This window comes from Rhizobium sp. BK275 (assembly GCF_014193555.1).
Taxonomy (GTDB): domain Bacteria; phylum Pseudomonadota; class Alphaproteobacteria; order Rhizobiales; family Rhizobiaceae; genus Rhizobium.
The window spans coordinates 152,898-165,923 of sequence record NZ_JACHZL010000001.1 but is presented as its reverse complement, the minus strand read 5'-3'; the positions used below and the strand labels follow the sequence as shown (position 1 = coordinate 165,923).

Here is a 13,026-nt window from a genome sequence, read left to right as displayed (position 1 = left end):
AGAGCAGATTATTGCTTGCTTATCTGCGAACTGCATTACGAAGGAACAGCACGTTTTCGCGGCCGATATCAAAAGCAAGAATTGCGACGGATACTGCATATGCGGCGGTGAAAATTGCGCCGAATAATAGTAGGCTGAATAAGATGTTCAATTCGCCCAAGCCTGCCCATGTGCGGGTAGCGTAGACAGCAAAAAATGCCGCCCCGCAGGCCAGCATAGGCACGCCCACAGGCCTGATCATGGCCTTCCAATTGAGCGAAAGCGCATTTAACGTCGCCCCAAAGGAGAACGGCGTGAGGCAAACAAGACTTGCGCAGTAAAGCATTGCGGTGCCGGCCACACTATCCATGCGTATGAAATAGAGGGGAGGCAGCACCAATACGGCTTTCAGAATGACCAGCCACAAGAGAGCCTGAGGGCGCCCAAGTGCGGTCAGATAAGACGCATTGACAAACTGCACGCAATGAATCCCGCCCATCAGCAGCAACGGAACCATGACGTGCTCAGCACCAGCCCACTTCTGGCCGAACATAATGTGATTGACTTCTGGAGCAAGTGCTGCGAGGCCGCAGAAAACGGGCGTGCCGAAAAATGCGCCGATCGACGAACTGCGCAGGTAGAGACGTTGCAGGCGTACCTTATCGTCCGAAACCTTGGAGAGCATCGTCAATCCCACGTTTGAAATGCTGGATTGAAGCAGCTGCAATAACAATTGGTAAAGGCGCGAGGATACTGTAAAGAGCGCCAGCGCTGCCGGACCGTAGACAAGCAAAATAACAAAATCGATACTCCTTAACGTGAAGAAATCGATAAGACGCTGTCCGACGACGTTGAAGCCGAACTTGCTGAGACCGGTCAACGTATCCCAAGTAAGATCGGCGTTCGGCTTCCATACGGGCTTTGCCCATAGCCAAACTACGCTTGTCAGTGTCTGGGCGGCAAACTGTCCGATCAACGCCCATGTTCCAAAACCCATGAGGGCCATAGCAACACCGACAATGCCGCCAATAATGATTCCGGCAAGCGTACGCATGGCCAGCGCGCGGAATTGAACGTGACGTCGATACATTGCGTCCTGAAAGCTTGCGAGCGTGAGGAACGGGCAGATTGCAGCAGTTCCGATCAGGTAGGGCGCCAATCCTTCGACATTCATCAGATGTGCAATGTCCTGGGACATGAAAGCGGCAATGCACGCCAGTGCCGTCGAGAGTATCATAGACGCGTAAAATGGTATGTTGACGTCTTGGTCCTTCAGCCCTTGCTTTTGGATAAGAGCGTCGCCGTAACCAAATTCCGCGACCAGCGAAAGCATCGACATCACCAGGAAAGCGGAAGAAGCGATACCGAACTGCGCCGGCGCGAGCAGGCGGGCAAGAAGGACAAATACGACCATGCTCAGCGCGCGGCCGCCCCAGTTCTGGAATAGTGACCAGAACAGAGCGCTGACCGCACGACGACGAAAATTGCTCATATCATTCATGAAGGCCACTCTTGTCGGAACGTTCTTGGTAAAGTTTGGGCGGAGAGATGCTTTTCAGGCAAAATCGGAGGACCAACTGATTTTCCCGCATCAATCTTCGCCTCTCTTTCCATCATCGCCTGATGCTTGCAACGTGCGAGGCGGAGGAGGCCGGTTCCGCGTCACCATATCGAACACCCTGCCAAACTCAAGGTTCAGCGGCAAACTCTTTTTGCAGAGCAATATATTTTTTGCAAGGCAATATACAGCCATTTTTAAGAGGTCAATCTGGCGACAATCACCAATTTAGACCGGTAACTAGAAGTTGCCGAGGATACTACTTCTCTATGTGCCCGTTGCCAAACTGCCGCCATTGCCGTTCGCGATCACCCCCTAGATCCGGGTTGATGTGTGTGAGGAAGCGTTTCATCCTTTCGCCGATGGCAGGCGAAACCGTACAAATGAGTCGATAGAGGGTCCAGCGGCTTAAGAGGGCTTCTTTGTAACGCCTGGAGAAGATTATCCGGATCGCACTGCGTCGGCGGCCCGCGCGTGCGGCGTCAAGTGCGGCAGCAACGGCAATCCGCTCCAGAAACCCTATTCTGGCTTTCTCGTCATCGGCTGGAATTTTCAGTTTCTCAATATACTCATATAGTAAGTCCTCTCGGCGATTGAGTGTCGTCGATTGGGAAATCGAGTCCGGATTTAGTCTGTATTCCGAGACAAAACTATCAATGTAAACAAAGGAGCGTTGACGGGCGGCGAACGCGACGCGAATACCGAAGTCAGCGTCGACTGCCTGGCCGATCTCAATTTCGGGCCGGTAGCGTGTTTTTCGCGCCAACTGATTTTCTATGAGGAAGCCATTATTGGGAAATTGTTGCGAGAGTGCAGCTGAAAGATTTGATCTCTGCAAACCGGCATACTCACGAATACGAAAGTAGCGCTGATTCCAGCGCTCTGTACGATTTGGTAATATATTGCCGATATAATCTATCAGATATTGCTTGCCGTAGAAGCACTGCGCGCCAGGATACTTTAGCTTTGCTTCATAAAGTATCTTGATTGCGCTGGCGCAAAGCCTGTCGTCATCATGTAGGAATATCAGGTATTCCGAATTTGCATTGTCGATCAGCCAGTTGAGATTGGCTGCTTGACCAATACTCTCGGAGTGTTTCCAGTATTTTATGTCGATATTGGCCTGTCGCGATAACCGATTCACGATTGCTGTGCTTTTTCGATCATGTGAATCGTCACCGATTAAAATCTCAGAGGGAAATATAGGTTGGCTTAGACAGCTAATAAGTGCCGCTTCAAGGAGTCGCGGACGATTACAGGTTGGTATACAAATGGAAACACTGAAATTAGGCGCGCGAGCGGTCATGTCTGCCTAGCTTAGCCTTCGCCGTGCTCAGTACGCCCGGATGTATTTACTCACGTATTTCGTCTTCATCAGGGGCGGTAATTTCGTCCCGGCGGAATTAAATTCGAATACTTTGATTTTCAAGATTCAATACAAGGATGGCGAAATAAAGATAAAAGTATTCGTTGAATTTTTCTTTGGTGCACCAGCCAGAGCTTTTATCGCCAGGCCGATTATAATATTCGAGGCATGGCCGCGGCGATATGACCGGGAACATGTGCCTGCTCAATCTAGTCAGGCTGATAAACTTCAATATGTTAGTGGACATGAACGAAACATCGAAAGCCGAGAGCAAGGTTAGCCGCAACAATTTCCGGACCAGTGCCTTTGGCTGGGTGCAGAAATTAATGGGAAGGGACGCGACGCAGGCAGATATCTCTGTGGAGAGAATGCGCTCACGGCTAAGCTTGGAACCGGACGAATTCCCCGTCATCTATGCGGTCGGTGACGTGCATGGTTGCTACGACCTACTCCTGGAAGCGGAGCGGCGCATCAGAGAGGACGCTGCGATCCACTCGGAGAGGGCGCTCGTGGTGATGCTGGGTGACTATTTGGACCGCGGTCGTCGCTCGAGGGAGGTGATCGAGCATCTCTGCCGCCCGACGGATGCAGGGCTTACGCGGATTGCGCTCTGCGGTAATCATGAAGAGGCCTTCCGGCGGTTGCTTGAAGAGCCGGCCGGTTTTCCCGAATGGCAGCGATTTGCAGGCCCGGAGACCCTGGCCTCCTATGGAGTCGACGTTGCCTATCTGATGCGGCAAGGCGGAATCCCGGCACTGGACCGTGCGTTGCAGGATGCTGTTCCGGCCCATCACCGACAGTTTATTGAGGAGCTGCCCTCGATGTTGACGGTCGGTGATATCGTCTTCGTACATGCCGGCCTTAAGCCAGGCGTGCCTTTACTGCAGCAGAGGGATTCGGATCTGCTTTGGATGCGCGAGCCATTTCTTACGCGCGGGCCGGAATTGCCGTTGCTGGTCGTGCATGGGCATACGCCGGTACAGCGGCCCTTTTTTGGAAATGGGCGTATCGCCATAGACACCGGTGCTTTCGCGACGGGTAGGCTTACCGTGCTACGCATTATGAATCGCCAAGCAGTCGTACTTACCTGAAAGCAGTGTCGGCGGGCTTATGGCAGCTTGTCGAGATTCAGGCCGAACCATGCCAGTGAGCTCTTCTTCTCAGAAGTGAGCTTTGTGCCGGCGGCCTTTACATAGGGCAAGAGGGCAGGGCTAATCCGCGTCAGCGCCGGTCCAACCTTTCGCGGGTCTCCGAGTTTGAGAAGAAGGTTCATGTCGCTTTCAACGGAATTTCTTGCGTTTTCAAGCGTTGTGACGTTGAGACGGTTCCAGAAATAGAGCCGGGCGAGCAGTGCGACTTCATCGGTAGGCGCGAGCCAGGCCGACATGTTCATCAAACGGGCAGTCGCCGTTGGCTCTTGAACGATGACCGCACGCACGATTGCCAATCTGAGCCAGAGATTGCTCTCGGTTGGCATGCAAGTAACAGCATGGCGCGTGTAGCGCTCTGCATCGTCAGCGGCCCTTACCCAGGCATCGTAGCCAGTGATCTCATTGGCGGCATCCAGCCGGTTCAGAACCAGCGTGGTGCCCGCCATGATAATATCGGAACGGCAATAATCGCCGGAGACGATATCGTCGGCATTGGCCGCTGTCTTAGCGAGGGTTTCAGGGCTGACTTGTTCGGATCGCTCAAGTCGCTCGGCGATAAGAAAAACGTCCGCAAAGCGCGCGGATTGCCTTATGTCGTTGACAGCAAAAACAAGAAGCGCGACTGCCGTAAGAAGAAAAAGAACGGATGGTGCAGAAGGAGCTGAAAACGCAGTCCAGACCACGCCCCTTGGGCGCGCTTGTCCGCTTGCTCTGGCACGTTGCGACATGTCCTACTGGTCTGACCTGCTGCAGGAGCGATCTGCTCCAATGCCGGCAAAGGTTCGCGCGAGGGAGGAGCCGTTCTCTAAACTATGAAGGGGAGAGGAGAGGCCGTACAGCCTCTCCCAAAATGCTCTAATCGAGCGCTAAAGGCTTGGGTCAGATGCTGCCACTGACGGAGTCGTTGCGGATGATCGTAAAATTGCCGCCGCCCGATGCGCTTGTCCTCAGAGAGCCTGCTCCTTGAATAGCGCCATCATTAGCCTCATCTGCGGCCGGACCGCCCAGGCCAGGTGCGCCGGGGCCGCCGATATCACCGCCACCCGCCGGACCGGCTCCAGCGCCACCAAGCGCCGCAACGGCGGTTTGACCGGTCAATGAAGCTTCAAACGCCGTACGGAAGCTACCGAGCGCGGGATTATTCAAGATTGCCGCTGCAACAGCCGCTGCAATCTCGTCGGCAAGATCGGAATGTTGTGGGCGGCAAACGTTGACGGCGCGGCCAAGGCCGGCACCGATAGCCGCCCTTTGTGCATCAGTCGTCGCCGGAGCCGCTGCCAGCGTCAGGAGAGCTGCCGTTACATTTGTTTCGGTTGCCGTGAGATCGCGAACGGAACCCATGAGCGCGCTATCGGACGGATTTCCCGTCAGAATGCTTGCCGGGGTCGCGTTGAATGCATCCATCTGCGAACCGCTCGCCGCGCCCGGACCTGAAAAGCAGTTGCCCGCAAGCGACGAGGTCGCGAAGCAAAGAGCGCCGAACGCGAAGACAGCGGCACCTTTCACTATATTCTTGCCTGTGTTTATCATACCCAGCCTCCAGAAGATAATGGAGCTTATAACATAAACTCCATTACGTACCAGTCCGTTTAATGTCAGGTGTTAGAAGTATTGTCCAATATATTTAATCTCCGAGCGACTCCACCGCCGAGCGCGTATCGGCGGCGTCGTTGGATACGCCAGAGATTGTCGAGGTAATAGAGTTCAGGACGTCGAAGAACTTCACGAGCTCAACAGAGTGAGCGTTGGAGATATACATGACGTCCTTGTCCGCCATGCGGAACTCCTGAACTGCGAACAGGGTTGCCGGATCGCGCAGATTGGCCCGGAAGATGACCGGCACTTTGTCGCCCTTGAAGCGGCTGGTGTCGATATTCAGGCGTTGAAGGGTGCCGCGATCAACCTGGCGATAGACCACGACCTCGCGTGGATCCGCGCGGGTATCGATGAGGCCGCCGGCCTTCGCCATGGCTTCGCCAAGGGTCAGGTTCGAATCCTCGAAGTCGATGCGGCTGTTGAGGCCGGATGCCCCGAGCGCAATGAAGGTGCGGCGTTCGTGCTCAACTGAAACCGTGTCGCCCGGAGCGAGATAGATATTCTCGGATGGGTTTTTCAACAGCGTTTCGTAAGCGACCGTTGCCGTCTTGCCGCGGCGCTGCAGCGTGACGTTGGTTTCAATATTAGGTGTCGTCAGGCCGCCTGCCTCGGAGATCGCATCAAGGATGCGTTCGCCGGCCGGCGAAAGGACGATCTTTTGCGGATTGTTGACATCACCGACGACGGCTACTTCCGAGGAGCGGCTGGTCGTCGTTGTGAGGACTACCTGAGGCTCAATCGCGCGGCTTGCCAGCTTGTCTTCGATATCCTGTTCGATCTCTTCCTTCATGCGGCCGGCAGCAGGAACGCGGCCTGCATAAGGAATGCTGATCGTACCGGCTTTGTCGATCGTTTGCTGAGGCAAGGTGATATAGTTACCAGGCCGACTGCCCGCATCAGACGGGATAAAGAGACCGCCGGACTGCGCTTCGAAAATTGAAACCTGTACGATATCACCGAAGCCGAGTGGGATATCCGGAGCGCCCCCACGGCCGCCACCGAAACCACTGCGCAGGGAGCTGCTCGGGATCTTGTCGAAATAGGGCAGAATCGCTTTGTTGAGATCGATCAGAGCATAATCAATCCCCACCTTACGCTCAGGCGTAGTGACTTTAATTGCTGCACTGCGGTCGATGTCAGTGTGATCGGGACCGGACCTAGGGAGAGACGTGCAGCTGGAAAGCATGACCAGCATCGGTACAATGATGCCGACGCGTCGAGTTACAGGAATGCCCATCGTGACCCTACTTTTTAATAGCACTAAAACCGTCTAGCCCGCCGACAACTTAAAAGACAAGTAAATACCCGAACTCTGCCAGATACTGCATACCTAACAGAAGGTTATTGTGGCAATAGGGCAACATGAATTCTCCCTGTTATGGTAAATTAGGAGGAGTTGATACGTTAAGATTCTGCAGTGCTTTGGGTGCAACCCAAACGAATATTATGATGTTATTTAGTGGCGTTTTTATGGGCAGGGCGCCTATAAATTGTCATATTTCAAAGATTTCCGCCGGCTGCCCGATTCGCAGGGCGGAGGATGCATCGCTGCTGTTTTTACTCACTCTTTCTTCGCGCCCGCAGCAAATTGAAATTACCGCCGAAAGAAAGGCCATGAAGAAGATGGCGAAACCGGGAATCTGGATCGAAAAATCGACGGCAGAATGCGACGCCGTTAACAAGACGCCTGAACAACCAAGGATTGAATAGTGCCGTAGCCGATGGCGGGCGCGATAGCCGATCCAGAAGGCTCGTATAAGCACGAAGGAAATCAGAATCGCAACGACGGGGAATATTATCCCCAGAGTCAAAAAGCCTTCGAGGAACGCGCTATGAGCCCTGTCGACGATGCCGCCGATTCCACAATCGGGTGTCCGGTAGGCTGAATAGACGGTCCGGAACGTGCCGAAGCCAGTTCCCTGAAACCAATTCTGAGAAATGGCATGCATCGTATCTGACCATATGCAGAAACGGCCGTCATCTGTGCCGCGCTGATCGGCACGCAGGATAGCCCTGCCGCCGAAAATGGCGATGAAAACGAGGACAAGCGCAATTGCCCCGACTGCCGGCAGCCACCTTCGGGTAACGGAGCCGGTCGCCTGCGAGAAGAGCCTCGAGCGCTTGCCTTTCCATTGGCTGGCAAGATAGGGGATGTAAAAGACGGAGCCAAGGCCCGTCACAACCAGTCCAGCACGGGATTGGGTGAGCATCAGCGCCGTCAGGCACGATAGGCAGAGAAGCGTGAAAAGCCAGAAGCCGAGACCTTCGTTGAAACTGCCCGAGGGTGCGGATGAGAAGCCGAAATAGGCACGCCCTTTTTCAGAAGCGAATGTCGCAAGCAACAAAAAACCGAGCCCCAGGAAGGTCGCAGCTGTGTTGCGATTGACGAAGACCGCGGTCAGGCTGTCAAGATAATAGCGTTTGGAATCGGTCAACAGCATCTTTGGAAACAGCAGGAACTGGCCGAGACCGAACAGCGAGATGAGGCCCGCGCCGATCGCAAGCGCCATAAGGATACGGCGGGCTCGTCTGTCTGTGTCGGCAATGATGAGGCCGGTCAGAAACGTCATGACGGGCAGTGCGATCTCCAGGAGAGAGGCGAGTGTATCGGCCGGCGCGACCGAGATCGTGTCTCTGGAGGCGCCAGCGAGCGTGCTTGCGTCCTTCCAGATCGAATTGACCAGAGAAGGCCAGGGCATGTGTATCGTCTGAATGACGACCCAGGCCGAGGTGATTATGAAAAGCAGCAACGTCCAGACGAATACCCAACGGCCGCGCCGGGGTTCTCCGAAAAGCAGTAGGGCCGATACACTTAGCACGAACATACAGATGGCAACTGCCGCGAAAGGCGTTGCATCGACCAGGCCGAAGGGAATGACGGCGGCCAGCACGAGCGTGCAGTAGAGGCCGGCAAATATCGTCTTTAATCTATCCGTAACAGCCACGGCCAAAACTTTGAAGGATCGGCTGCCCCTCCGGCGCCGTTGCGCCTGTCTCTGCAAGAATTCCGCGAGTTTTGCAACCCTCTCCAATACCGATGCGGCATGCCATCCCAGTATTGGACGGCATGCATGCTGTCGCCTTGAGAAAACGCACTCCATTAAAATTGTTCGGATCGGTTTAAAGGGAACGAGATTCTTCCCTCGTATGGTCCCGATCATTGGTTGGAGCTGGATAGAGCTTCGATCAAAATATCAAAGCCGGATTTCAACATGATCGCGTAGTGGTCGTCGAAACGGGGTAAGAAAATGTTTAAGCATGTGCTGGTTACGGCGGTGACGCTTGCATCTCTGTTTGCGGTTCAGACTGCTGAGGCAGCCGGACCCGGCGGTTTCGCCCGTGGTCTGAAGACGGCACCGGCATTCAGTTACATATCTGAAAAGCGCCGGACTGCCGCACCTTTCGCGCATGTGATGTTTTGTGCGCAAAATCCGAATGAGTGCGTTGCTCGTGGCGGCGCGTCCGAAGTTTCGCTAAGCCCCTTTGCAGATAAACAGCTTCGCGCCGTCAACGCCTCCGTCAACCGCTCGATCCGCGCGATTAACGACCGGACCGATCAGGGCGATGTCTGGCAAGTGAATGTAAAGGCTGGCGACTGCGAGGATTTCGCGCTGACAAAGCGTGACCATCTCATCGCAATGGGCTGGTCGCCGAAGACACTGCGCATCGCCGTGACCAAGACGCCCACTGGCGAAGGTCATGCGGTTCTCGTCGTCAAGACGGATCGTGGTGATCTGGTGCTCGACAACCGTACGAACGCGATCAAGAGCTGGAAAGATACGGACCTTCGCTGGCTGATGATTCAGTCGGGTGATAACCCACGAGTATGGTACGAACTTTAACGCTGCTTAGGCAGGCCAGGATTGAAAGAATCTCGGCGAAATGCGAACACCGTGTTTGACTGCGGCTGCGGACTCGTATCTTGAGACTAAAGATCGTACTCGGTCGCTTGAATATCGCTCTACGGCGCTCGCTCAGCGCTGACATTCAGCGGTAACTGTCTTTGAAGGCAGCATTGCAACTATCTCGCCGATTCTCCGATCGCGTCAGGATTGATACAACCAATAAGATATTCCTCAAGTAGCCGTGTTGCTCAAGGCGATATACCCTTAGTAGTGATTATAAAATGGTCTCGAAATACAGAGAGATTTTAGAGCGACGACTCTTGATATGAGCATTGGATGACTTTTCCAATGCAGTAAACCTGTGTATCAGAATGCGCGTAAAGGCGTTATTTTGGTAAATAGGTTGATATACAAGGTGTCCCTCGCGCGAACATGGCATGTGTTCCTTGCTGTTGCAGTTGCAAGCGGGTTCATTAATCTGCTGCATTTGACCGGTTCATTGTTCATGCTCGAGGTTTATGACCGCATTCTGCCGAGCAAAAGCGTCCCGTCTCTGATTGCTTTATGTGCCCTTGTCCTGTTGCTTTACGGCTTTCAGATGGGGTTCGATGTGGTTCGAGGTCAGATGTTGACCCGGGTCGCCGACATTCTGGACCAGCAACTTGAAAGGCGCATGTATAAGGCGCTTCTCAAAATGCCCTTCTCCGGCGAGGTCAGAGGTGACGGTCTGCAGGCCCTTTCCGATCTGGACCAAATTCGCGGATTTCTTTCGAGCAACGGTCCTAACGCGTTGTTTGATTTCCCGTGGCTGCCATTTTACCTGCTTATTTGTTTCATGCTGCACCCGTGGATCGGCGTCAGCGTTCTGATCGGTGCAGTCATCCTGGTCGTCATAACGGTGCTGACGAATTGGTCCACGGCGTCGCTGAACGAGAGCGCTGCGATTGCCCGTGGCCAGCGTAACATGTTTGCAGGTGGTAGCGTCCGTAACGCGGAAGCCATTCAGGTCATGGGCATGTCAGGCACTATGATGGCCATATGGCGCGAGCTGCACGGTCAGTATAAACGACAGAGCCGGCGAGGCGCGGACATCTTGGGTGCCTACGGTGCTGCGTCGCGCGTGGCGCGTATGATCATCCAGTCCGGCGTCATGGCGGTGGGAGCTGTCTTGGTCGTCAATGGCGATGCGACGGCGGGCAGTATCATCGCCGGATCGATCCTGTCGGCAAAGGCTCTTGCGCCTGTAGAGCAGGCAATCGGCAACTGGCGAAGCTTCACATCCGCCCGGCAGGGTTGGAGGCGCCTTCAGAAATTTTTCGAGATCGCTCCCGAAACGGAAGTCGCCCTTTCCTTGCCCCGGCCGGCCTTTACCTTTTCGGTCGAGAATCTAACCGGCTCGCCGCCGGGCGGGTCCGCAATTACGCTAATGGACGTTTCCTTTGAACTGCAGGCTGGAAACGCACTCGGGGTGATTGGACCGAGTGCATCCGGAAAATCCACGCTTGCCCGTCTTGTTGTCGGCGCTTGGCCGATACGTCAGGGCAAAGTGCGCTTTGATGGTGCAAGCCTTGACCAGTGGGACATGGATGAGCTCGGCCAATATCTCGGTTATCTCCCACAAACTGTGGAATTGATGGCCGGCACGGTCGCGCAGAATATTGCTCGTTTCCGGCCTGACGCGACTGCTGCGTCGATTATCGATGCAGCTAAAGCGGCGAATGTTCATGATCTTATCCTGAACTTGCCGGATGGCTACAAGACCAAGATTGGTTCTAACGGCGAAGCTCTTTCTGCGGGTCAAAAGCAGCGTATTGCCCTGGCTCGCGCGCTTTACGGGGATCCGTTCCTGATTGTGCTGGATGAACCAAATTCGAATCTCGACGCGGAAGGCGAAAATGCCCTCAGCAATGCGATCGCCAATATCAGGGCAAGAGGCGGGATTGTGATCGTAATCGCGCATCGGCCGAGTGCGCTTGCCAATGTGGATTTGGTCGCGGTTATCGCTGCTGGAAGGTTGCAGCGGTTCGGCACGAAGGAAGAGATTTTCGGGCAGGTGCTGCGTCAGAATATCCGACCGGTCACATCCGACCATCAGCCGCGGGCGATTGAAGATGCCGGATCGTCCGTCGCTTCGAACGATATGTGATGGAGCCGCCATGCGTTTGCGAAATCTAGCAGAATTACCGCTTGCCAAGCACGTCGCGGCTGTCGTTCTGCTGGCGTTCGGGTTGGTCGTCGGTGTTTTTGGATGGGCGATGACGACCGAGCTTTCGAGTGCGGTCATTGCGTCCGGCCGTGTCATCGTCGAGGGCAACGCAAAGAAGATTCAGCATCTTGCCGGTGGGATAGTCAGCGAACTCGACGTGAAAGAAGGCGATAGGGTAGATGCCAATCAAGTGCTCGTCCGGTTGAATGGAACCGTTGTGCAGGCAAACCTTTCGATCGCCGAGAATACGCTCGCGCAGCTCTATGCGCGCCGCGCGAGATTGCAGGCGGAGGCGTCCCATGCGTCTGAATTGACGGTTCCCGAAAAACTGTCCGAGCTAACAACGTCCAAGTCGGCCGCAACGCTGGTTGCAAGCGAACGGAACCTATTTACCAGCCGCAAGAATGCGCTTGAGGGTATGAAGAGACAGGTCGCGACCCGCAAGCAACAGTTGAATGACGAGGTCGATGGTCTGACGGTCCAGATCAATGCAATTTCCGATCAGGTCAAGCTGGTTGATGAGGACATTGAGAAAGTCGATACGCTTTTCAAGAAGGGACTGACCACGCAGCAGCGGCTCAATGACTACAGGCGCCGCAAGTCCGAACTTGAGGGGCAATTAGGGCAGGGTATCGCGGCCCGCGCGCAAACCGAAGGCAAGATCGGTGAGCTGGATCTCCAGCTCTTGCAGCTCGACGAGGACCGGCAATCGGAAGTTTCCAAGGATCTGACCTCCGTCGAGGCGAGTATCGCGGAGTACGAGGAGCGGCTGGCCGCAACAAAGGATCAGCTCGCTCGCCTGGAAATTCGTGCGCCAATTGCCGGCCGCATTTATCAGCTCGGCGTTCATAATATCAACGCAGTTGTGCAACCGGGTGAGGTTCTGATGCTCATCGTCCCGGAGCGTGACGAGTTGCAGGTCGAAGCAACCATCGCACCGAAGGATATTGACCAGATTTATAAGGGACAGCCGGTTGATATCCGGTTTACGGCGTTCAACCAGACAACGACGCCTGACATTGCTGGCCAGGTTTCCGTCATCTCGCCGGACCTTCAGACGGACCCACGAACCGGTGCAGCATTTTATACGCTGCGCATAACACCGGACATGGCCACTCTGAAGAATCTGTCCGAAGGATCCCTTTATCCGGGCATGCCTGCTGAGATTTTTATCAAGATCGCCGACCGGACGGTCATCTCGTATTTTGCCAAGCCTTTCAAGGACAGGTTGAGATTGGCATTTCGAGAAGAGTGAACTTAGAAAGCCTAACATTGTCCCAAAAAGGGTCCGGGCAAATATCTCTTTCGTCACTGTTACAGACTTG

General features: G+C 54.6%; 10 protein-coding genes. 4 read left to right on the top strand and 6 right to left on the bottom strand.

Going from position 1 to position 13,026, the window contains the following annotated elements; genetic code table 11:
* Nucleotides 1-19 precede the first annotated feature (19 nt).
* Nucleotides 20-1,480, bottom strand: coding sequence for an oligosaccharide flippase family protein (locus tag FHT82_RS00700; RefSeq protein WP_183725346.1), 1,461 nt, complete (start codon nt 1,478-1,480; stop codon nt 20-22).
* 316 nt (nt 1,481-1,796) lie between these two features.
* Nucleotides 1,797-2,843, bottom strand: coding sequence for a glycosyltransferase family A protein (locus FHT82_RS00695; protein WP_183725344.1), 1,047 nt, complete (start codon nt 2,841-2,843; stop codon nt 1,797-1,799).
* A 242-nt stretch (nt 2,844-3,085) separates the two neighbouring features.
* Between FHT82_RS00695 and FHT82_RS00690 the strand changes: the two genes are divergently transcribed.
* Complete coding sequence (locus FHT82_RS00690; RefSeq protein WP_348647567.1) at nt 3,086-3,994, top strand: metallophosphoesterase family protein; 909 nt, start codon at nt 3,086-3,088, stop codon at nt 3,992-3,994.
* Nucleotides 3,995-4,011: 17 nt separating this feature from the next.
* On the opposite strand, the gene FHT82_RS00685 is transcribed toward FHT82_RS00690, so the two are convergent.
* The 4 genes from FHT82_RS00685 to FHT82_RS00670 all read right to left on the bottom strand — a co-directional run bounded on the left by FHT82_RS00685 (nt 4,012) and on the right by FHT82_RS00670 (nt 8,811).
* Nucleotides 4,012-4,782, bottom strand: coding sequence for a hypothetical protein (locus FHT82_RS00685; protein WP_183725342.1), 771 nt, complete (start codon nt 4,780-4,782; stop codon nt 4,012-4,014).
* 151 nt (nt 4,783-4,933) lie between these two features.
* A complete protein-coding gene (locus FHT82_RS00680) occupies nt 4,934-5,584 on the bottom strand; it encodes a hypothetical protein (RefSeq protein WP_183725340.1) in 651 nt (216 codons plus the stop codon).
* A 94-nt stretch (nt 5,585-5,678) separates the two neighbouring features.
* Nucleotides 5,679-6,740 carry a polysaccharide biosynthesis/export family protein gene (locus tag FHT82_RS00675; RefSeq protein WP_348647566.1) on the bottom strand — a complete coding sequence of 354 codons (1,062 nt, stop codon included), beginning with the start codon at nt 6,738-6,740 and terminating at the stop codon, nt 5,679-5,681.
* A gap of 403 nt (nt 6,741-7,143) precedes the next feature.
* Nucleotides 7,144-8,811 carry an O-antigen ligase family protein gene (locus FHT82_RS00670; RefSeq protein ID WP_246698018.1) on the bottom strand — a complete coding sequence of 556 codons (1,668 nt, stop codon included), beginning with the start codon at nt 8,809-8,811 and terminating at the stop codon, nt 7,144-7,146.
* 87 nt (nt 8,812-8,898) lie between these two features.
* Here FHT82_RS00670 and FHT82_RS00665 point away from each other — a divergent pair, with 87 nt between their 5' ends.
* The 3 genes from FHT82_RS00665 (at nt 8,899) to FHT82_RS00655 (ending at nt 12,956) form a co-directional block, all read left to right on the top strand.
* Nucleotides 8,899-9,492, top strand: a complete 594-nt coding sequence (locus FHT82_RS00665; RefSeq protein WP_183725336.1) for a transglutaminase-like cysteine peptidase — start codon at nt 8,899-8,901, stop codon at nt 9,490-9,492.
* 442 nt (nt 9,493-9,934) lie between these two features.
* A complete protein-coding gene (locus FHT82_RS00660; RefSeq protein ID WP_348647565.1) occupies nt 9,935-11,641 on the top strand; it encodes a type I secretion system permease/ATPase in 1,707 nt (568 codons plus the stop codon).
* Nucleotides 11,642-11,651: 10 nt separating this feature from the next.
* Nucleotides 11,652-12,956 (top strand): HlyD family type I secretion periplasmic adaptor subunit, encoded by a 1,305-nt coding sequence (locus FHT82_RS00655; protein ID WP_183725334.1) that lies wholly within the window; start codon nt 11,652-11,654, stop codon nt 12,954-12,956.
* Nucleotides 12,957-13,026 lie beyond the last annotated feature (70 nt).